We start from the raw sequence: 21,836 nt of genomic DNA, 5'->3' as shown, positions 1-21,836 counted from the left end.
ATCAGCAAGCACGTCAGCTAGCCAGTCAGCGTCAACCAGTGCAAGCCAATCCGCAAGCACGTCAGCTAGCCAGTCAGCTTCAACAAGCGCCAGTCAATCAGCCAGCACATCAGCTAGCCAGTCAGCATCGACAAGCGCAAGTCAATCCGCAAGTACATCGGCTAGCCAGTCAGCGTCAACCAGTGCAAGCCAATCAGCAAGTACATCGGCATCTGAATCAGCATCAACAAGTGCAAGTCAGTCAGCAAGCACGTCGGCAAGCCAAAGTGCTTCAACAAGCGCCAGTCAATCAGCCAGCACGTCGGCTAGCCAGTCAGCGTCAACCAGTGCGAGCCAATCAGCCAGCACGTCTGCAAGCCAAAGTGCTTCAACAAGCGCAAGTCAATCCGCAAGCACGTCAGCTAGCCAGTCAGCTTCAACAAGCGCCAGTCAATCAGCCAGCACGTCAGCTAGCCAGTCAGCATCGACAAGTGCGAGCCAATCAGCAAGCACATCAGCGTCTGAGTCAGCATCGACAAGTGCGAGCCAATCAGCCAGCACGTCAGCTAGCCAGTCAGCGTCAACCAGTGCAAGCCAATCAGCAAGCACGTCAGCTAGCCAGTCAGCTTCAACAAGCGCCAGTCAATCAGCCAGCACATCAGCTAGCCAGTCAGCATCGACAAGCGCAAGTCAATCCGCAAGTACATCGGCTAGCCAGTCAGCGTCAACCAGTGCAAGCCAATCAGCAAGTACATCGGCATCTGAATCAGCATCAACAAGTGCATCGACATCAGCATCTGAATCAGCAAGCACAAGTGCATCGACATCAGCGTCTGAATCAGCAAGCACAAGCGCGTCAACATCAGCATCTGAATCAGCGTCAACAAGTGCATCGACATCAGCATCTGAATCAGCGTCAACAAGTGCATCGACATCAGCGTCTGAATCAGCGTCAACAAGTGCATCGACATCAGCGTCAGAGTCAGCAAGCACAAGCGCATCAACATCAGCATCTGAGTCAGCATCAACAAGTGCATCGACCTCAGCATCTGAGTCAGCAAGCACAAGCGCATCTGAATCAGCATCAACAAGTGCATCGACCTCAGCATCTGAGTCAGCAAGCACAAGTGCATCGACCTCAGCATCTGAGTCAGCAAGCACAAGTGCATCGACCTCAGCATCAACAAGTGCATCGACTTCAGCGTCAGAGTCAGCATCAACAAGTGCATCGACCTCAGCGTCAGAGTCAGCGTCAACAAGCGCAAGCACATCAGCATCTGAATCAGCATCAACAAGTGCATCGACCTCAGCATCTGAATCAGCGTCAACAAGTGCATCGACCTCAGCATCTGAGTCAGCAAGCACAAGCGCGTCAACATCAGCGTCTGAATCAGCGTCAACAAGTGCATCGACATCAGCATCTGAATCAGCAAGCACAAGCGCGTCAACATCAGCATCTGAGTCAGCAAGCACAAGCGCGTCCATGATTCATTCGACTTCAACTAGTCAATCTGCTCAAACTAATACAACTAAGACTCGTAAGCAACTTCCAAATACTGGAACAACGGCTTCAGCTACAAATGCTCTCCTTGGAGTTGTAGCAGGTCTAACAGGATTAGGTTTAGTAGCTAAACGTCGTAAACGTGATGATGAAGAATAAATCTTCTAACGATTCTATTAGTTGATTAATTCGATCAAAAAACCTGAAAGATATAACTTTCAGGTTTTTTAGTTTTAAAATAGGCTCTTGCCAGTTTGTCAAGCGACGTCTAGCGCCCAAGAGCCCTACGACTTTACAAGACACCTCTACTTTAACATAAAGAAAAAGTAGTGAGTACTCTCTCCCGTCGGAGATTTTCTCACTACTAATCTTAGTATGTTTGTTAACTGTAGTGGGTTGAATAAAAAGCTAACATCTGGAGAGGACAATCGTTGTCCTCTCCATTTTTATATTCAGAGCGATGAAAATTCGTTTCTTAAAGTTGTCAAAGTTCCGAAAACCAAATGCATTTCGTTTGATAAGTTTTATGAGATTATTGGTCGCTTCCAGTTTGGCGTTGGAATAGAGTAGTTGAAGGGCGTTGACAATTTTCTCTTTGTCCTTGAGAAATGTCTTAAAGACAGTCTGAAAGACAGTCTGAAAAATAGGATGATCCTGCTTTAGATTGTCCTCAATAAGTCCGAAAAAATTGTCTGGTTCCTTATTCTGAAAGTGAAAAAGTAAGAGCTGATAGACATTGTAGTGGTGTTTCAAGTCTTCTGAATAGCTCAAAAGCTTGTCTAGAATCTTGATGTTTGGGTCTTTAATATCAAGGAGTTTTGTGATAAAATGTAATTGTTCCATATGGATCTTTCTAATGAGTTGTTTTGTTGCTTTTCATTATAGATCTTATGGGACTTTTTTTCTACACAAAAATAGGCTCCATAAGATCCATAGGGGATTTACCCACTACAGAAATTATAGAGCCACTAATTGAACTTTTGTCTATTCGTAAAGCAATTGAAATTCAATATTCTTTGCCAGAGTTAGAAAAAATAAGGTTCTTAGGGTTATCTCACTTTATGAAAGTGCATAAAAATGGTATAATATATAGTAGAGTTTTTCATTTTAAAATCTTTGTATTGTTTAGAACATTTATTGCTTTTTATGATATAAGAAAAATCTCAGGAGAATTAGATTATTAAATATTAGTTGAAATAAAACCATAGAAATAATGATTTTGGTTTAAAGATGATATAAAGTGATAATCGAGATATAAAGGATTTATGATAGAAATCTGTTTCAATTACTTAGAGATTATCGTCATAAGGAAGTTCTATAACTACTTCTTTAAGTTGATATGTGTTGTTTCCACGATATGAAAAACGATGGCAGTTAGTTTCAGTTTATATTGCGGTTGAAAATTAAATGTATGTAATAACTATCTATGTATAAAGTAACTTCTATAATATCCAATATAAATTGGGTGGCAGAAGTTGTCTTTTTCATTGTCTTTATCATAAAAAAAGTATGAGAGATATGAAAAAAAAATTAGGAGTGGGATTGTATGGGAAAGGAATTAATTAGTGTCATTGTTCCAGTTTATAATGCTGAAAAATACTTACAGAAATGTTTAGATAGTATTTTGGAACAAACATATCAAAACTTGGAAATTATTATTATAAATGATGGTTCTACAGATAACTCGGGACAAATCTGTCAGGAATATGAAAAACAGGATGATCGTATCATCTATATAGAAAAAGAAAACAGTGGTGTATCTGATACGCGAAATGCTGGTCTGGATCGAATGACAGGAACGTATGTTACCTTTGTTGATTCCGATGATTGGGTAGAACCAAACTATATTAAGTTTTTATATGAGAAAGTGATAGAATATCAAGCAGATATTGTAGTTGGAAATTATACTAGTTTTAATGAGTCTAATTCAGTTTTTTATTTCCACATCTCTACTGACTATTATGAAAAAGTATATGATAATAAGTCTATAATACCTTGTTTATACGACTCTAAAGAATTGTTAAAGTCTGCTTTGATTGTACCCTGGGGGAAAATTTATAAAAAAGAAATAATAGCGAATTTGCGTTTTCCAATTAATAGAATAGGAGAAGATGCATTATTTAATTTGAAGGCCTTATTAGATTCTGAAAAAGTTGTTTATGTTAATAAATCAGCCTATATATAGAGTGCGTGAGGGAAGTTTGTCCAATACTTGGACAGATGAATGGATTAGAGATGCCATTTATATAATTGAAGAGAGATTATCTTTATTGGCAACGTTAGGATATCCACTTTCGGAGCATAGGCGAGCATACAAAATGAGTTTGGATTATATCAGTTCTGAAGCTTACAATAGAGGTTTAGCTAATTCTCACGAATTAAACTACATAAAAGAGAAAAAGATGTTATTGGATAGACTTCTTCCTCAGAGTAAAGAAGACAAAAAAGCCGTCGTACTGGCAGCTGATTTTTCGAATCTCGATCAGGTTGTGACAACCATAAAATCTATTTGCTACCATAATCGTTCAGTTCGTTTTTATATTATCAATAGGGATTTTCCAAAAGAGTGGTTCATACAATTGAATGGTCGATTAAGGGACTTTGATTCGGAAATTATCAATTGTCGAGTAACATCTGATCAAATATCACGTTTTAAAACAGATATTAGTTATGTAGCCTCTCTGTGTTATTTTATACCTGATTTTGTAAAAGAAGATAAGGCACTTTATTTGGACTGTGACTTGGTTGTTACGAAAAATCTAGATGATTTATTTGCGACTGACTTACAAGGTTATCCATTAGCTGCGGTGCGTGATTATGGCAGAAAAGTGTACTATGATCAAGAAATATTTAATGTAGGTGTATTACTAATCAACAATCTTGTTTGGAAACAAGAAAGTATGACTCAACGATTAATGGATTTAACTGATAAACTGCATGACAAGGCGGATCAGGTGGACCAACTTGTTTTGAATAAACTTTTTGAAAATAAGTGGCTAGAGTTGGATTTTGATAATCATTATATTGTGAGTCATAAGCAATTTACAGATTATAAACTACCAAAATCTCAAGACTATCCAGGTATTATTCATTATCCTTCGAATAGAAAACCGTGGGATAATTTGGGTATTCAAGCTTATCGCAATGTTTGGTGGTATTATCATAATCTTGAATGGACAGAATTAGGACAAAACTATCATTTACATACGCTTAAAAAGGCTCATATCTATCCTCAAAAACTACCTGTTACTTGTTTAATTTATACTTTTTCGGATCGTATTGAGCAATTAGAGTCTCTAGTTCAAGCTTTACCGGAAATTCAATTTATAATTGTTGCTAGAGTCAAAGTTAGTGATCAATTGACAAAAAGGATTGTCAATCCCAATGTGACTATTTTGTCTGAATTTAATGATTTATCAGAGCTTGAGCAAGAATTGATTGAGATAAGTCAAGTTCTTTTAGATATTAATCATGGTGAAAAAAATGAAGAAATAATGGAGCAGTTTGCAAAATTAGGGAAGCCTATTCTTGCCTTTGAAAATACAAAATATTCTGAAGTTGGACAGATAATCTATAAAGTAGAACAAGTTCAAGAAATGATTAATAAAATAAGAGAAGTGGAAGATAAACATGGATTTTAAAGATTCTGTAAAGTTATTAGGAGATTTTCATCATATAGAGGTTTCTCCTACTAGTAGCATTGAACTAGGAACAGATGTTACATTTCGCTCATTTGTAAGTCTAGAAGTGTCTAATAATGCTAAGCTGATACTAGGAAATAGAGTTTTCTTTAACGATCATTGTACGATTCGTTGTGGTAAAGAGATTGAAATTGGTAAGGATACGATGTTTGGTGATGGTGTGAGAATTTTTGATCACAATCATAAATACTCTAATTACCATATTGAAAAAATTCAGTTTAAAACAGATAAGATAACTATAGGAAAAAATTGTTGGATTGGAACTAATGTTGTCATTTTAAAAGGTGTGACCATTGGAGATAATGTTATTATTGGGGCAAATGCTTTGATTTATAAAGATATACCAGCTAATTCTATCGTTACTTCTCAAGAGGATTTAAAAATCATTCCTAGAAAACAGCATCAGTTTCACGCCTTTACTTTAACAGCATCAGATACTTTAGAACATTTAGACTATCTTGTACAAGAACTTCCTGAAGTTGCATTTCATATAGCTGCTAAAACAAATATCTCAGACTATCTAGAAAGCTTTAATCATTACGAGAATGTGAATATTTATACTAATGTGCATCATGATGATATTCTCGAAGATTTATTAAATAGAGCAGATATTTACTTAGATATCAATCATTGGGGAGAGGTTGATAATATTGTAGGTCGTGCTTTAGAGATAGGAAAACCGGTATTTTCTTTTGAAACAGTTGTCCATAGAAGAGATAAAAACGTTCGAGTTTTTAGTTTAGAGGATAAAGAGAGTATGATTAATAGCATTCGTCATCAACTAGTGAATGATGAAAATGGAGATTAGATAATGGGGCTTGATATTTTGGAAGCAAGAAGGGCAGTTGTTCTTGCAGGAGATAAGAATTACCTTATCCCGATACTTACAACAATAAAATCTATTCTATATTATAATCAAAATGTTAAAATTTATATTCTCCATCAAAATATTCCTAGTGACTGGTTCAATGATCTCAAGATACAAGTGGAGAAATTGGGAAGTGTTGTAGAAGACATTCGTATAGATGAAGAGATTGATTCTGAGTGGAAAACCCAGGAACATATTTCAGCGATTACGTATGCTCGCTATTTCATTCCTCATTATATTGAAGAGGAGAGAGTACTCTATCTGGATAGTGATTTGATTATTAATGGTAGTCTTGATTTACTCTTTAATATTGATTTGGGTGATAAGTATCTTGCTGCTGTTCGAGATGTAGATGGTGTTGGTTTCAACGCAGGAATGTTATTGATTGATAATTCTAAATGGAGACAATATGATATCACTACTAAATTAATAAATAAGACAATTGATTACGTATCTTCACCTGATTTTGCAACCAATGATAGATTTAATGGTGATCAGACTATATTAAATTTGATGTTTGAAAATCATTGGCTAGAGTTGGATAAGCATTTTAATCTTCAAGTTGGTCATGATGTCATTGCATTCTATAGCCATTGGGATTCACATTTTGAATTGGATAAAGAACCTTTGGTCATCCATTATACGACCTATCGAAAACCATGGTCCACTCTGATGGGCTATCGTTATCGGGATTTATGGTGGGCATTTCGGGATGTTAGTTATGAACAGATTGCTGACCATTATGCTGGACGTTTTGCCATCAAGAGAGTTTATGACCTTCACAATGTCAATCTATTTACATTTACAGATTCGCAGGATTTTCTGTATATTGAAGAACTAGCCCAAGCTCTACCTGATGTTGGATTCCATATTGGAGCTTATACAGATATGGGTTCCATTTTAATGGCTTTGGACAAATATCCTAATGTTTACTTATATCCCAGCATGGTTGGGGCAGTGATTGATGAAATGATTGAGAAGACAGACGCCTATCTGGATATTCATAAAGGGAGTCCAATGGACGTTATCGTCAGTCGCTATACCAGTGCAGGTAGACCAGTACTGACCTTTGATACGACCAACAAAAATCAATTGGAACAAATAGTCGTTTCCTCTCAATCTCCACAGTTAATGATAGAAGCAATTAAAGAGTTAAAGAAAGAAAAAATGGACATGAAAGCAATTGTACTCGGAGCCAACTACCAATATGCAGATAAGGTATTAACGACAATCAAATCAATCTGCTGCCATAATCGAGGACTTCGTTTTTATCTGATTAACAGCGATTTTCCGACAGAGTGGTTCTATAATCTCAATCGTAAGTTGAAGAAGCTAGACTGTGAAATCATCAATGCCCGTGTCAATAGCTCTCACATTAGCCAATATAAGACCAATATTCACTATGCAACATTTTTACGTTACTTTATCTCAGATTTTGTTGAGGAAGATAAGGTCTTATATTTGGACTGTGATTTGGTTGTCACAAGAGACTTAAGTCCTCTATTTGATGTCGAATTAGGAGACTATCCTTTGGCAGCAGTCAAGGATCTGGGGGCTCAAGTATATTTTAATGAGCATGGCTTTAACGCAGGTGTCTTGCTCATCAATAATCGTCTTTGGAAGCAAGAAGAAGTTCGCAAGCAGTTGATTGAAATGACTAATGAGTTGCATGATAAGGTTGCTCAAGATGATCAAAGTATTTTGAATCTCTTATTTAAAGATCGTTGGTTGGCTTTGGACTTTAAATATAACTGCATTACCTTGCACACACATTTCTCAGATTATCGACCAGAACCTGGGACTTATCCACCGATTATTCATTATTTGACAGAGAGAAAACCATGGGGATTGTATGAACGCTCCATCTATCGAGATGTTTGGTGGTATTATAATGCTCAAGATTGGTCAGACATGAGTCAGGTAACGCCTTGTCTGACAAAAGATCAGGTGAGTCAGTACACAGGGGTTCAACATTCAGCCCTAGTCTATACCTTCTCAAGTGACTTGAGAAATATGGGTTACTTGATTGAACATCTACCAGATGTCAAGTTTTATGTGGCAGCTCCCGTTATGGTGGCGGATAGTATTACAGCTTTACTGGCCTACCCAAATGTCTCTGTCTTATCAGATATTGCTGGGCAACCAGCTTTGATTGATAGCTTGGTTGAAGGCTGTGACTTTTTACTGGATATCAATGCTGAATCCGAAGTTGATGGGATCATTGGGCGTTTCCGACAAGCTGGAAAACCAGTATTTGCTTTTGAAAGTGTAGCCCATGGTGAACAAGGTCAGTTTCTTTATGACCAAGCACATCCTGAGGAGATGGTTCTAGCTATTGAAAACTATTGTCAAAATGGAGAACTACCTGTAAAAAAGCTGCAAGCCTACCCAAAGGTACTAGATATCCAGCAGAGTCTTGATTATATACTAGAACACCATTCTTCCGTTATTCGTTATGGAGATGGAGAAATGGATATTATGATGGGACATGGGATTCCTTATCAAGACTACGATGAGACATTGTCAGAACAGCTTAGAAGTATGATCCAACTAGAAAGCTCTCCAGAATTACTGGTCTGTCTCTCAGATGTTTTTGAAGGCTTGGAACGCTATAATCCTGAAGCTGTTAACTTTTGGCAAAAGCATTTAGAGAATTATAAAGAAGCCTATCATAGATTTTGTACAGCAAGTTTCTATGGTTCTACTTTTATATCTCGTCCTTATATGGACCTCAAAGATAAGTCTGCTTCGGTAGCCCACTTTGAAAAATTAAAGAAACTTTGGGATAAACGAGATATCTTGATCGTCGAAGGTGAAAACTCACGTTCAGGAGTTGGCAACGATCTTTTTGACAATGCTCAGTCAGTTGAGCGGATCATCTGCCCTTCTAGAAATGCCTACAGTAAAGTTGAGGCTATTCAAGAAGCGATTGAAAAGCATGCGGCTGGTAAATTAGTATTCTTGATGCTTGGACCTACAGCCAAGGTTTTAGCGTATCACTTAAGCAAAAAAGGCATACAAGCGATTGATTTAGGTCATATTGATTCCGAATATGAGTGGTTTAAGATGGGAGCAGCTTCAAAAGTGAAATTCTCACACAAGCATACCGCAGAGCATAATTTTGATCAAGAAATTCAGCTAGTTGCCGATGCGGCTTATGATGCATCTATCATCGTGAAGCTATAGTCAAGGAGTAGTGAATGAATAAAAAAGTATTTGTGTTAGCAGGAGATTACGGTTATATTCGTCAAATCGAAACTACCTTAAAATCTATTTGCTATCACAATAGTGATGTCAAGATTTATATTTTTAATCAGGATATTCCCCAAGAGTGGTTTGTCTCCGTCAGGGAAAAAATGGCATACCGAAATAGTGAGATAGTTGATATCAAGCTGTTTGGAGGTAATATGCGAAATTGGAGTCTACCACCTGTTGGACAGCACATAAACTTTATGACCTTTGCTCGTTATTTTATACCGAGTTTTGTGTCAGAAGATATTGTTTTATATTTAGATTGTGACTTAGTAGTTACACGTGATTTGACAGATCTATTTTCTATTGATTTAACCAATAAACCTCTAGCTGCTGCAAAAATCATATATGGTTTAGAAGACAGATTTAATGCAGGAGTGTTACTGATCAATAATGCGTATTGGAAGGATAAGGGAATCCAGCAGGAACTCATTAACATTACTGAAAGAGAACATGAACACTTACTTGAAGCTGATCAAACAGTTCTCAATCTAGTGATGGGAGAAAATTATGTATTATTAGATGATACCTATAATTTTCAGATTGGATATGATCAGTTGGCTGATAGTCGGGGGCAATATTTTATTTTTGAATTGCCTTTGACTCCATTACCAGCGATTGTTCATTATTTGTCTACCGATAAACCTTGGAATACTTATTCGGTAGGTCGCCTACGTGAAGTTTGGTGGAAATATAATCAACTAGAGTGGTCTCAAATAAATAGTCAAGAAGAACTTGTCGTGAAAAAAGCTAAATATCAAGCATTGATCATTACAGGCAGTCAGCAATTAGAACAAATTGATTATCTGATTAAACATTTACCTGAGTATGATATTCATATTTTAACTTTTACGGATATGGGAGAAATTCTCAGAAGTCTAGCCAGTTATGAGAATATTAAGTTGCATCCAACTGTTATGAGGTGGATGTGCAGGAAAATGATTGAAGAATGTGATGTTTATCTGGATATCAATCATGAGTTTAAATTTCCTGATGTTTTAGAATGGGTGCAAGAAGCTAAGAAAACAATTTTAGCGTTTGATAATGTGGCCAATCCTTATCATGTAGATCAAGTATTTCCTCATGATAATCCTCAGGCTATGGTCGATTTTTTGAAGGAACTTTAAGTTTGTGAGTGGTTTGTTTTAAAAAATACTAAATTAGAGATTCAAAATGAAAATTAATATTACAAATATTTACGGTATGTCTGGTCAGAGTACAGCTTTGATCGCCCAGAATGAAACCGTTAAAATTGCAAGAAAGTTAGACTTTCACGAGCTTGGCTTTTACTTTTACGATATTTATAGTGACAGTCAAGGTGAGTTGAATAGCCGTTTAGATGGTGTCATGGCTCGAGTGGGTTACGGTGATATTGTCGTTTATCAATCTCCTACGTGGAATGGTAGAGAGTATGATCAGGCCTTTATTAGAAAATGTAAGATTTTAAACACGAAAATCATAACCTTTATCCATGATGTTCCACCCCTTATGTTTCCATCTAACTATTACTTGATGCCTGAATACATCGAGATGTACAACCAATCAGATCTAGTAGTTGTTCCTTCAGAAAACATGAAAGAACGCCTGATTCAGGAAGGATTGACAGTTCAAAAGATTATTATCCAAGGCATGTGGGATCATGTTCATGACTATCCTTTGAGACAGCCTGCTTTTCAAAAAAAACTATCTTTTGCGGGTAGTGTAGAACGTTTTGAACACTTATCCAACTGGGCTTACTCAACCCCACTCGATATTTTTTCCGAGTCTAATCAGGAGAATCATAATCCAAGTGTTTCCTTTAAAGGGTGGAAAACAGATCCAGAGTTGCTTTTTGCTTTGTCAGAGGGGGGCTTTGGCTTAGTATGGGGAACAAGTGAAAATCCAGCTGAAGAGGCAGATTACTATCGCTTGAATATCTCTCATAAAGTTAGCACTTATCTTGCTGCTGGAATTCCAGTAGTAGTACCATCCTATCTCTCAAATGCCAGTTTCATAAAGGAAAAAGGCTTAGGTTATGTAGTAGATAGTTTGGAAGAAGCCAGTCGTCTTGTAGAGGGAACGACAGTAGAAGCTTATCAACAAATGGTTGAAAATGTATATAAAGTGAGTTATGCCTTGAAACAAGGTTACTTTACAAAAAAACTATTGATTGATGCAGTGATGCAGGTTTTGGATGTTTAGAATAGAATAGTTATGGATTGCCCTCATCTATTAGGATGAGGGAATGCCATTATTGGCAAAGGATTAATTTATAGATTCAGCTATGTTTATCAAAATATCCCATCAATCGAATAAGTAGGAGAAAAAATTGAAGATAAAATTGACATCAGTTGTCGTGAAACGGGTCCTGTGGACGATTTCTTTCTTGTTCATTTATGTTCTAGGAAGTAGATTGACCCTTCCCTTTGTAAACGTTAATGACACGAGTTTTTTGGGTGGAACTGCTGCTTTCTTAGCATTTTCTACTGCTATGACAGGTGGCAACCTTCGGAGTCTTTCCTTATTTTCAGTTGGACTATCTCCATGGATGTCGGCGATGATTTTATGGCAGATGTTTAGTATGTCTAAGAAACTAGGTTTTCAAAATTTGCCAATTGAAATTCAAGATCGTGGGAAAATGATTCTAACGTTTGTTATTGCTTTAATCCAAGCATTAGCTATTACTCTTAATCTCCCTATTCAGTCAGGGGTTAATTATGGACTGGTATTGACAATGAATGTTCTACTCTTGATCGCGGGTACCTTTTTCTTGGTTTGGTTATCGGATCTGAATTCTTTGTTTGGGATAGGGGGTTCTATAGTTATCTTAATGTCCAGCATGGTTATTAGTATGCCACAAAACATCCTAAATAGTATAAAAGAATTACAGGTTAGTCCTGTATTGATTATGGCTCTTCTAATACTTTCCATCGTATTTTTAGCAATTGTAGTCAGAGTTCAGCGAGCACGTTATAGAATTCCTGTTAATAAGATTATGATTCATAATCGTTTTAAGCGTTATTCTTATTTGGATATTTTGCTAAACCCAGCTGGAGGAATGCCTTTTATGTATGCCATGTCCTTGGTATCCATCCCACAATATAGCTTGTTGCTTCTTCAGATGGTTTTACCGAAAGAATCGTGGATTGGAGAGTGGATTAGCCGCTTTGCAATTGGTCAGCCAATTTGGATCTTCACTTATATTGTTGTTTTATTTATATTGGGACTTGCTTTCTCTTTTGTTAATATGAATGGAGAAGAAATCGCTGAGAAGATGAAAAAATCTGGAGAGTATATCTATAATATATATCCAGGAGAAGAAACAAGTCGTTATATCAATTGGCTGATCTTACGTTTTGCAGTAATTGGTTCGACCTATACTGTTCTTATGGCAGGATTACCAATGTTGATTGTATTATATGATCCACGCTATATGCAACTAACGATGCTTCCAGGTTTATTTTTGATTTTTAATGGAATGGTGTTTAATATCAAGGAAGAAATTGACGCCTTGACCTTAAATGAGAATTATAGACCACTCTTAGAAATTGATTCATAATTGTGAGGAGAATATATGTATTATTTCATTCCTTTTTTGGAGCGTAACAATCCATCTTGGCAAGCTAGTATTGTGCCTTGGTATAGAACTCCTTATCGCTTAGAATTTGATGATATCTTACACCAAATTCGTATCTTTAAACGCCAAGAATTAGAATCTAAGATGCTATGGTTGACTTATCATCCTCATCTACGCTATTTGTTACACAGACAAGATTTATTGGAGTCTGATGTTTTCTCCGTTTTTGATGCTATTCAAAATATTGAAGCTGAGGAGATGCATCCTTTACAATTAAAGGATTTAGCATGGGATGAAGATTGTGATTTTATCTATACTCCTTTTGTAGTTGTAGTTAAGCAACAAGGAGAACTCTATGCTGAAATTGAATATGGTTCAGAAGGCTTTATCAGCTACATCACGTATTTTAAGGATGACCAAGTTGATTTTATTTGCTATTTTGATGATCGAGGCTTTTTATCTAGTCTTGTAGAGTTTAAGGATCAGAAGCCAGCTACTCGCTATTATTACAATGCAAAAGGCCAGTGGCAACTTAGGGAAAACTTGCAGGGGGAAGAGCCAATTGTAAAGGTAAACCCAGCGCTAAGCTATCGTTTTGAAAAATTAGCTTATGAGAGTATTGATGAACTTATTTGGGAATTCTTAACAAAATTTTTAAATCAAGACTATCAAGTTGGAGATTCATTTGTTTTGGCAGCTAATACCAAGTTTCAAGATCAATTGTTAGAAAAATTACCAAAAGAAGCTCCTAAAATTATAAGTTTCTTTATTGAAAGAAATCAAGCAGATGATTTACAAACTCATCGCCAAGTAGTAGAACAGTCTAGAATGTTGATTAGTGATCGGAAAGATTTTCTTGAGCGATTACAAGAGACCTATCCCCAATTTGCTTCTAAAATGCATCATTTACCGTCATTTGATACGCGCTTAAAATTAGGGATTAGCCAACGATTAAAGGAATCAAAAATTTATGTCCAATTAGATATACAGATGCAACAAGATCCAGAAGTCCTGTATGAAATCATGCATTTCGTTTCGAAAAATCCCTTGACAGAGGTTGTTTTTTCAGTATTTAATGCAGAAGGTTATCAAATTGAAGCTTTGCAGGAGCAACTCGATTCGCTCATTCTTGAACGTCTTAACCCAAGAGATCTGTTAAAGGATTCTGTGGTATCTGATGCAGAAAATACATTAGAAGAAAATACCAAGGATGATTACCGCTTTAAGATTATCAATCTAAATGATGAGATGGGCTTAATTCGTGAGCTAGAGTATACTCGTTTAATTGTTGATTTGAATCCAGTCGCTAATATTTACACACAGATTGCAGGGATTAGCGCAGGAATCCCTCAAATCAACCGACACGAGTCAGAATATGTTACCCATTTACAAAATGGGTATATCCTATCGGATTTATCGGAGTTTAGTAAAGCTGGGCACTATTTCTTAGATACCTTGAAAAATTGGAATCAAGCCTTAATATACTCAATTGATAAGATTCGACAAAATACAGGTGATCAATTTGTAGACAAGTGGGAAAAATGGTTAGAGGAGGCAAAAAGTGAGCAATAAATTACAGATTTTGCAGATAGGTAGCAGAAACTGGAGCCATATCTATGAGCTTCCTGAAAATATGGACTGGCATTTCTTTTGGCCGAGATCAACGACTGCCATAAAGAAGGTCATGAAAATGGAAGGCTTAAGAACTTTTTCAGCTATTTTGGTTGAAAATCCTGAACATTTATCGGATTTGATTCCTTTGATCAGAAAGCTGACTCCTTATACGATTTTCTACCCTGATACAGATAAGCCTCAATCAAAAGATGTTCAAGATTTTTTGAAAAAAACCTGTGCTCAAGCAACAGATTTTTCAAACCCATCAGAACTTTTGCGACTCTTATCTAAGGCCCTGTTTAGAGGGCAGTATGGAGATAAGTTAGTTCCAATTGATATGATTGTCAATCCTGCTTTTACGGGAAAGGTTCGATATAACGGTTATGAAAATCTAGAACTCCTAGGAAAGTATGGTCAAGACTTTCGCCCCTTAATTAGTTGGAAGTATAATATTCGAGCTAGCGAATTTAACCCAGTCGAACTTTGGCTCGAATATGAGAAAGATTGGACTTGTGATATTCGTCTGATTGTTCGAAATATCCAAGATGGCTCCACTGCTAACTTTGTTAAAGAACGAGTTTTCACAGTTGAAGATATGAAGTCTGCCCTTGTACTGGATGATGACTTTTCTTCATTTATCAGTATCTCTTTAGAAGCTAGAGGAGCAGGATGTCTGAAAATAGGAGCTCTTCACCAGCGTTTGACGCGCTACCAATTTGGTAAATATGTTCTTGGTGGGGGAATCATTCATAATGAAAAGCGTGAGGAAATCAATTACTTTTTCTATCCAGGAGACTTTAAGCCACCGTTGAATATCTACTTTTCTGGTTATCGTCGAGCGGAAGGATTTGAGGGATTTGGAATGATGAGATCCTTTGGGACACCTTTCCTTCTTTTTCAAGATCCTCGGATAGATGGAGGAGCTTTTTACTTGGGTGATCAGAGTATCGAAAATGGTGTTCGAAATGTCATTCAAGAACATTTAGATTTGTTAGGATTCTCAAATAAGGAACTCATCCTTTCGGGCATGTCCATGGGAACTTATGGAGCTATGTATTACAGTTCTTTCTTTGAACCTAAAGCTGTTATCGTTTCAAAACCCTTGACCAATCTTGGCTTGATAGCAGAGAGAGGCAGACTTGAGGCACCTGGGCTTTTCCCAACCGCCTTTGATATCTTACGTCATCATTCTAAAGGGGATGCTAGTATAGATGCTATGAGATCCTTGGATGATCGTTTTTGGACCCCTTTTAAACAGGCAGATTTTAGTCAAACAATCTTTGGTCTCTCTTATATGAAAGAGGAAGACTATGATCCACGTGCCTATGATGACTTAGTAGAGGCCCTTTATCATACGGGTGCTCGTATCATGGTCAAGGGCACCTCAGGTCGCCACAATGACGATAGTAGTACCAGTACTGCGTGGTTCAAGAATTTTTATAAGATGATTTTAGAGCAGGATTTTGGGAGAAAGTTTTAATGATGTTCAAACGGCATAAAGAAATATACTGGGGAGAGTTTAAAGGAGGAAGTTCAGGGGATAGTAGGCAAAATACATTTTTGTTTGGTTCTATTGTCCTCTATCATTCAAGAGACCATGTTTATCTGGAAAATGATATGGTGAATTCTGGTACTATGATTCATGAGTGGACCTCAAGTTTTAACTTTCAAGGAAATCGCTTAACCCCAACCTTACCTCTTTTAAAAAGGGGATATCGTTACCGTTTGTCTAGTCGTATGACTGTGCAACCTCAAAATGGTTTATACTTTAGGCTCATCTTTATGGATCGTTATGATAAGCAGGTTGGTCAAGTGATTGAAAAAGACTTGGATTTCACCTTTACCTATCCAGAAGAAGCCTATCATTACAGAGTACAGCTGTTGAGTGCAGGATTTCAAGCAGTTGACTTTCATTCATTTTCAATAGAAGAGGACGATTCTGAGCAAGATGTGGAACAAGAATAGACAATTGAGCAAGGTGAAAAAAATCTTGCATCAAATCAATCTAAAAAAAGAAGAGATGGCCTCGCTAACAGATGATGAATTAGCAGGTAAAACTCAAGAATTTAAAGATAGAATTGCTGCTGGAGAAAGCTTAGACGATCTTTTAGTGGAAGCTTTTGCAGTTGTACGTGAAGCCGATAAGCGGATCCTAGGAATGTTTCCCTATGATGTACAGGTCATGGGTGGGATTGTCATCCACCAAGGGAATGTTGCGGAGATGAATACAGGTGAAGGTAAAACCTTGACCGCTACGATGCCAGTCTATCTCAATGCCTTATCGGGAAAAGGTGTTATGCTGGTGACGACTAACGACTATCTTGCCAAGCGTGATGCAGAGGAGATGGGACAAGTCTATGAGTTCTTAGGTTTGACCATTCGCATTCCCTTTTCTGAAGACGAGGATGAAGAGTTAACGCCTGAAGATAAGCGGGAAATTTATAGTGCGGATATTGTTTATACGACAAACAGTGGTCTTGGTTTTGACTACTTGATTGATAATCTAGCCTCTAGTGAAGATAAAAAGTACATGCCAGAATTTAACTTTGTTATCGTAGATGAGGTAGATTCAGTCTTGCTGGATAGTGCTCAAACTCCCTTGGTCATTTCAGGTTCTCCTAGGGTTCAATCCAATTTTTATGGAATTATTGACACCTTGATGACAACTCTAGTTGAGGGTCAAGACTATATCTTTAAAGAAGAGAAAAAAGAAGTCTGGCTCACTACTAAGGGCGCTCAAACTGCGGAGAGCTTTTTAGGTATTGATAACCTCTATTCTGAAGAACATGGCGTACTAGCAAGACACCTGACCTTTGCTTTACGAGCTCATACCTTATTTAAAAGGGATAAAGACTATATCATCCGTAAGGGTGAGAAAGAGGAAGAACTCGTATTGGTAGATCAAAGTACAGGTCGTTTATTAGAAATGACCAAATTACAGGGTGGTTTACACCAAGCCATTGAGGCAAAAGAGCATGTTCCCTTGTCTGAAGAAACACGGGCGATGGCTTCCATTACCTACCAAAGCTTATTTAAGAAGTTTAAAAAAATCTCTGGGATGACTGGGACAGGAAAGGTTGCAGAGAAAGAGTTTTTAGAAACTTATGGCATGTCAGTCATTCGAATCCCTACAAATCGTCCGAATCAGCGAATTGATTATCCAGACAATCTCTATGTTACCCTACCTGAGAAAGTGTATGCATCGCTTGCTGAGATTAAATATTATCATGAAAAGGGTAATCCTTTATTGATTTTTGTTGGATCGGTAGAAATGTCGGAACTCTACTCCTCTCTATTATTACGTGAAGGAATTGCTCATAACGTTTTAAATGCCCATAATGCAGCGCGTGAAGCTCAGATGATTGCAGAGTCAGGTCGTATGGGAGCCGTGACAGTTGCGACTTCTATGGCTGGCCGTGGGACTGATATTAAGCTTGGTCCAGGAGTTGCTGAACTGGGTGGTCTAGTTGTCATTGGTACAGAACGGATGGATAGTAAACGTATTGACTTACAGATTAGAGGACGTTCTGGTCGACAGGGAGATCCTGGCTTGTCGAAATTTTTTGTCTCACTGGAAGATGATGTGATCAAGAAGTATGGACCTTCTTGGGTCCATAAGATGTATAAGGACTATACAGTAAATAAACAGATAAGCCCAGAACTTTTAGAAGGAAGACGCTATCGGAAATTAGTAGAAAAAGCGCAGAAGGCAAGCGATAGCGCTGCTAGATCATCAAGAAGGCAAACCTTAGAGTATGCTGAGAGTATGAATATCCAAAGAGAGATGGTCTATAGTCAAAGAAATCGCTTGATTGATGGAACCGAGGATCTTGATGGTTTTGTTGTAGATGTTCTGGATGAGTTCGTAAGAAAAAGCTTGGCAGAAGAACCCTTTGAAAGTAGAGAAGAACTGTATCATTTTATCGTTAAAAATATTAGTTTTCTTTACCATGCAGTTCCGCAAGAGTTAGATCTGACGGATAAGGATGCAATCAAGCTAGTTCTGGAGACAACCGTTCAAAAGAGTCTACAAGAGAAACGAACGATTCTGGAAACTCATGACTTCTTTTCAGATTTTCAGCGTTTAGCATTGCTAAAAGCAATAGATGATAACTGGGTAGAGCAGGTAGACTACCTGCAACAATTGAGTCTAGCAATCGGTGGGCAATCAGCTGCTCAAAAGAATCCTATTGTCGAGTATTATCAAGAAGCCTATCATGGATTTGAAGAGATGAAAAGGCAGGTCAAGAAGGATATGGTTCGAAATCTTCTATTGAGTCGAGTAGACATTTCACCTGATGGGGAAATTATGGCTTATTTTCCATAAAAAGGGGACAATATGACAATTTACAATATAAATTTAGGAATCGGCTGGGCCAGCAGTGGTGTTGAATATGCCCAAGCTTACCGTGCAGGTATTTTTCGCAGCCTAAATCTGCCGTCAAAGTTTATCTTTACAGACATGATTTTGGGTGATAATATCCAGCACTTAACCGCAAATATCGGTTTTGATGATGATCAGGTCATCTGGCTTTACACTCACTTCACAGACATCAAGATTGCACCGACCAGTGTGACGGTAGATGATGTTTTGGCTTACTTTGAAGGTGTAGAAAGCCGTCGTGAACGAAATGGGAAAATTGAACGAATCTTCTTCTCAGATGAGGACAAGTTTATCACTTGTTATTTGGTAGATGAGGAAAAAGATTTTGTCCAACATGTGGAGTATGTGTATGCTGGTAAGTTAATCCGCAAGGATTACTTCTCTTACACACGCTACTGCACAGAGTATTTTGCTCCTAAAGATAATGTAGCGACACTCTACCAAAGAACCTTCTACAATGAAGATGGGACTCCAGCTTATGAGATGTTCATGAATCAAGGGACCGAGGAAGTCTACCGTTTCAAGGATCGAATCTTATACGGGAAACCCGCCTTGCTCCGTTATTTCATGCAGACACTTGGGTTAAGTAAATCAGATCTAGTAATTTTAGATCGTGAGACAGGGATTGGTCAGGTTGTTTTTGAGGAAGCGCAAGCGGCGCATCTAGCGGTAGTTGTTCATGCGGAGCATTACAGTGAAAATGCGACCAATGATGATTATATCCTTTGGAACAACTATTATGACTACCAGTTTACCAATGCAGATAAGGTAGATCTCTTTATCGTTTCAACGGATCGTCAAAAGGAAGTTCTAGAGCAACAGTTTGCTCACTATACCTCGCATGCACCTAAGATTGTGACCATTCCAGTTGGAAGTGTTGACCAATTAACAAAACCACAAGAGAGCCGTAAGCCATTTTCTCTTATTACAGCTTCGCGTCTAGCCAAGGAAAAACACATTGATTGGCTCGTGAAGGCTGTGATTGAGGCTCATAAGGAATTGCCAGAATTAACCTTTGATATCTACGGTAGTGGTGGCGAAGAAAGACGTCTTCATGAGATTATCGCTGCAGGTCATGCAGAAGAGTATATTAAACTCAAGGGCCATGCAGAACTTTCCCAAATCTATTCACAGTATGAAGTTTATCTAACCGCTTCTACCAGTGAAGGCTTTGGGTTGACACTCATGGAAGCAATTGGATCAGGCCTGCCATTGATTGGTTTTGATGTTCCTTATGGAAATCAAACCTTCATCGAAGATGGTGAAAATGGTTACTTGATTCCAAGTTCATCTGACCATGTCGAAGATGAAATCAAGAAAGCTTATGCAGAAAAAATCTGCCAACTGTATTTGGAAAATCGTTTGGATAGTATGAGAGAAAAATCCTACCAGATAGCCGAGAAGTTCTTGACTCAAGAGATTTTGAACAAATGGGAAAATACAATCAAGGAGGTAGTGGATGATTCAGTTATTTGATGTATATAATCAAGAAAGCCAAGATTTGCACTATAGTCTGACTGAAGCAGGACTGTCTGATTTGGCTGTGGTTATTGAACCCGATGGATTTTTGCCAGATGGAGTTGTCTCACCTTTCACCTATTATTTGGGTTATGATAGCGGTAAACCCTTGTATTTTAACCAAGTTCCTGTACCAGACTTTTGGGAGATTGCTGGGAATAATCAATTTGGAACCATCAATGACCTTAATCAAGAACGAGCAGTGATTCATTTTGCAGCTGGTTTACAGGCTCGTTTGGTGAAAAAAGTCGAATGGAAAACACCAGCAGGTCGCATCTTCCAAGTAGATCACTACAATCGTTTTGGAGCTTGCTTTGCTAAGACGACCTTTGATGCTTCTGGCCAAGCTATTATGACTTCTTATCGGAACGTAGATCAAAAAGAAGTTATTTTGGAAAACCATGTCACAGGTGATATTCTGTTAACCTTGGAAGGGCAAGGCTTGCGCCATTTTTCTGGTCGAGTGGCCTTTATCATAGACTTCTTACAAGGTTTGAAAGTGAATCTAGACCACCTTCTCTTTAATACCCTATCTACATCGTTTTTGACTTCCTTCCATTTCCCAGACAAATCAGGTCAGGATATTCTAGTTTGGCAAGAACCACTACATGATGATATACCAGGAAATATGCAATTGATTTTGGAGAATGACCAACTTCGTGCTAAGACCATTATCATTCCAGATTATGCGACTTATGAACGCGCTCTGCAATTGACGGATGCAAAATTCCATCATAAGTTTAGTCACTTAGGCTATCATTATCACTTTAAGCGTGATAATTTTGTTCGACCTGATGCCCTAATAGTGACCAATTCGGATCAACTAGAGCAAGTTGAAAAATTGGTGGAGAGTTTACCAAGGGTCACTTTCCGAATCGCGGCAGTGACAGAGATGTCATCCAAGTTGCTGGATATGCTCCGCTATCCCAATGTCGTACTCTATCAAAATGCCAGTCCCCAAAAGATTCAGGAGCTTTATCAGTTATCAGATATCTATTTGGATATCAACTATGGGAATGAACTACTTCAAGCTGTTCGTCAGGCTTTTGAACACAACCAACTGGTCCTAGCTTTTGAGGAAACAGCCCATAATCGCCGCTATACAGCTCCAAATCATATTTTCGCTAAGGAAGCAGTTGATGACATGATTCATACCATTGAGTTAGCCCTTTCTCATGTCAAAGAGATGGGTCGAGCTCTTGGAGATCAAGGGTACCATGCCAATTATGTGGATCCAATCATGTATCAGGAGCGGATGGAAACCATTTTAGGAGAAAGCCATGACTAAAAAAGATCTATTTTATCAGGATGTTGAAGGTCGTATGGAAGAGATGAAACAAGAACCCATCAAAAAAGAAAAATCTACACGTGGTGAAAAAATCAGTAAAACATTCTCTTTCTTGTTGGGATTGATTATTTTGATAGGTTTGCTGTTTACTTTAATAGGACTTTTGAGGTAGTTA

Annotated in this window: 14 protein-coding genes and 2 pseudogenes; 15 read left to right on the top strand and 1 reads right to left on the bottom strand. The window is 37.8% G+C overall.

The features are described from left to right. On the top strand, window positions 1–1,639 hold a 1,639-nt coding region (locus QM469_RS07280), incomplete at its 5' end, for an LPXTG cell wall anchor domain-containing protein (RefSeq protein WP_414308241.1). 249 nt (window positions 1,640–1,888) lie between these two features. On the opposite strand, the pseudogene QM469_RS07275 reads toward QM469_RS07280, so the two are convergent. Beyond that, a pseudogene (locus QM469_RS07275) lies at window positions 1,889–2,275 on the bottom strand (transposase); the annotation flags it as partial. A 95-nt stretch (window positions 2,276–2,370) separates the two neighbouring features. On the opposite strand from QM469_RS07275, the gene QM469_RS07270 reads away from it, so the two are divergent. The 14 genes and pseudogenes from QM469_RS07270 to asp4 all read left to right on the top strand — a co-directional run bounded on the left by QM469_RS07270 (window position 2,371) and on the right by asp4 (window position 21,833). After that, window positions 2,371–2,664 carry a hypothetical protein gene (locus tag QM469_RS07270; RefSeq protein ID WP_311522950.1) on the top strand — a complete coding sequence of 98 codons (294 nt, stop codon included), beginning with the start codon at window positions 2,371–2,373 and terminating at the stop codon, window positions 2,662–2,664. 362 nt (window positions 2,665–3,026) lie between these two features. After that, window positions 3,027–5,121: pseudogene (locus QM469_RS07265) on the top strand (glycosyltransferase). Then, a complete protein-coding gene (locus QM469_RS07260) occupies window positions 5,111–5,989 on the top strand; it encodes a DapH/DapD/GlmU-related protein (protein WP_414276356.1) in 879 nt (292 codons plus the stop codon). Before QM469_RS07265 ends, QM469_RS07260 begins: the two are co-directional and overlap by 11 nt. Window positions 5,990–5,992: 3 nt before the next feature. Continuing rightward, complete coding sequence (locus QM469_RS07255) at window positions 5,993–9,235, top strand: SP_1767 family glycosyltransferase (RefSeq protein WP_414276357.1); 3,243 nt, start codon at window positions 5,993–5,995, stop codon at window positions 9,233–9,235. A 14-nt stretch (window positions 9,236–9,249) separates the two neighbouring features. Then, the gene (locus QM469_RS07250) at window positions 9,250–10,428 is read left to right on the top strand and encodes a glycosyltransferase family 8 protein (protein WP_311522953.1); all 1,179 of its coding nucleotides are present in this window, start codon (window positions 9,250–9,252) and stop codon (window positions 10,426–10,428) included. 46 nt (window positions 10,429–10,474) lie between these two features. Beyond that, window positions 10,475–11,482, top strand: a complete 1,008-nt coding sequence (locus QM469_RS07245) for a sugar transferase (RefSeq protein ID WP_414276358.1) — start codon at window positions 10,475–10,477, stop codon at window positions 11,480–11,482. Between the two features lie 127 nt (window positions 11,483–11,609). Further along, complete coding sequence (gene secY2, locus QM469_RS07240) at window positions 11,610–12,839, top strand: accessory Sec system protein translocase subunit SecY2 (protein WP_083301255.1); 1,230 nt, start codon at window positions 11,610–11,612, stop codon at window positions 12,837–12,839. Window positions 12,840–12,854: 15 nt separating this feature from the next. Further along, window positions 12,855–14,429 (top strand): accessory Sec system protein Asp1, encoded by a 1,575-nt coding sequence (gene asp1, locus QM469_RS07235; RefSeq protein ID WP_414276359.1) that lies wholly within the window; start codon window positions 12,855–12,857, stop codon window positions 14,427–14,429. Beyond that, window positions 14,419–15,951, top strand: a complete 1,533-nt coding sequence (gene asp2 / locus QM469_RS07230) for an accessory Sec system protein Asp2 (RefSeq protein ID WP_322741502.1) — start codon at window positions 14,419–14,421, stop codon at window positions 15,949–15,951. The genes asp1 and asp2 overlap by 11 nt, the downstream gene beginning before the upstream one ends. Then, window positions 15,951–16,436 carry an accessory Sec system protein Asp3 gene (gene asp3, locus QM469_RS07225; protein ID WP_153225666.1) on the top strand — a complete coding sequence of 162 codons (486 nt, stop codon included), beginning with the start codon at window positions 15,951–15,953 and terminating at the stop codon, window positions 16,434–16,436. The genes asp2 and asp3 overlap by 1 nt, the downstream gene beginning before the upstream one ends. Then, window positions 16,420–18,798, top strand: coding sequence for an accessory Sec system translocase SecA2 (gene secA2, locus QM469_RS07220; protein ID WP_153225667.1), 2,379 nt, complete (start codon window positions 16,420–16,422; stop codon window positions 18,796–18,798). Before asp3 ends, secA2 begins: the two co-directional genes overlap by 17 nt. A 12-nt stretch (window positions 18,799–18,810) precedes the next feature. Beyond that, complete coding sequence (gtfA, locus tag QM469_RS07215) at window positions 18,811–20,331, top strand: accessory Sec system glycosyltransferase GtfA (RefSeq protein WP_414276360.1); 1,521 nt, start codon at window positions 18,811–18,813, stop codon at window positions 20,329–20,331. Continuing rightward, the gene (gtfB, locus tag QM469_RS07210) at window positions 20,315–21,661 is read left to right on the top strand and encodes an accessory Sec system glycosylation chaperone GtfB (RefSeq protein ID WP_414276361.1); all 1,347 of its coding nucleotides are present in this window, start codon (window positions 20,315–20,317) and stop codon (window positions 21,659–21,661) included. The genes gtfA and gtfB overlap by 17 nt, the downstream gene beginning before the upstream one ends. Beyond that, a complete protein-coding gene (gene asp4, locus QM469_RS07205) occupies window positions 21,654–21,833 on the top strand; it encodes an accessory Sec system protein Asp4 (protein WP_075230876.1) in 180 nt (59 codons plus the stop codon). Before gtfB ends, asp4 begins: the two co-directional genes overlap by 8 nt. The last annotated feature ends 3 nt before the right edge of the window (window positions 21,834–21,836 follow it).

It is taken from the genome of Streptococcus infantis, from assembly GCF_047464215.1.
Taxonomy (GTDB): Bacteria; Bacillota; Bacilli; order Lactobacillales; family Streptococcaceae; genus Streptococcus; species Streptococcus infantis_P.
Note: the sequence above shows the minus strand (reverse complement) of the source record. Positions and strands in the feature narration are given on the sequence as shown.

Coding starts and splice junctions, on each gene's coding strand:
- QM469_RS07270 (WP_311522950.1), top strand. CDS start 2,371: ATGGGACTTTTTTTCTACACAAAAATAGGCTCCATAAGATCCATAGGG.
- QM469_RS07260 (WP_414276356.1), top strand. CDS start 5,111: ATGGATTTTAAAGATTCTGTAAAGTTATTAGGAGATTTTCATCATATA.
- QM469_RS07255 (WP_414276357.1), top strand. CDS start 5,993: ATGGGGCTTGATATTTTGGAAGCAAGAAGGGCAGTTGTTCTTGCAGGA.
- QM469_RS07250 (WP_311522953.1), top strand. CDS start 9,250: ATGAATAAAAAAGTATTTGTGTTAGCAGGAGATTACGGTTATATTCGT.
- QM469_RS07245 (WP_414276358.1), top strand. CDS start 10,475: ATGAAAATTAATATTACAAATATTTACGGTATGTCTGGTCAGAGTACA.
- asp1 (WP_414276359.1), top strand. CDS start 12,855: ATGTATTATTTCATTCCTTTTTTGGAGCGTAACAATCCATCTTGGCAA.
- asp3 (WP_153225666.1), top strand. CDS start 15,951: ATGATGTTCAAACGGCATAAAGAAATATACTGGGGAGAGTTTAAAGGA.
- secA2 (WP_153225667.1), top strand. CDS start 16,420: ATGTGGAACAAGAATAGACAATTGAGCAAGGTGAAAAAAATCTTGCAT.
- gtfA (WP_414276360.1), top strand. CDS start 18,811: ATGACAATTTACAATATAAATTTAGGAATCGGCTGGGCCAGCAGTGGT.
- gtfB (WP_414276361.1), top strand. CDS start 20,315: ATGATTCAGTTATTTGATGTATATAATCAAGAAAGCCAAGATTTGCAC.
- asp4 (WP_075230876.1), top strand. CDS start 21,654: ATGACTAAAAAAGATCTATTTTATCAGGATGTTGAAGGTCGTATGGAA.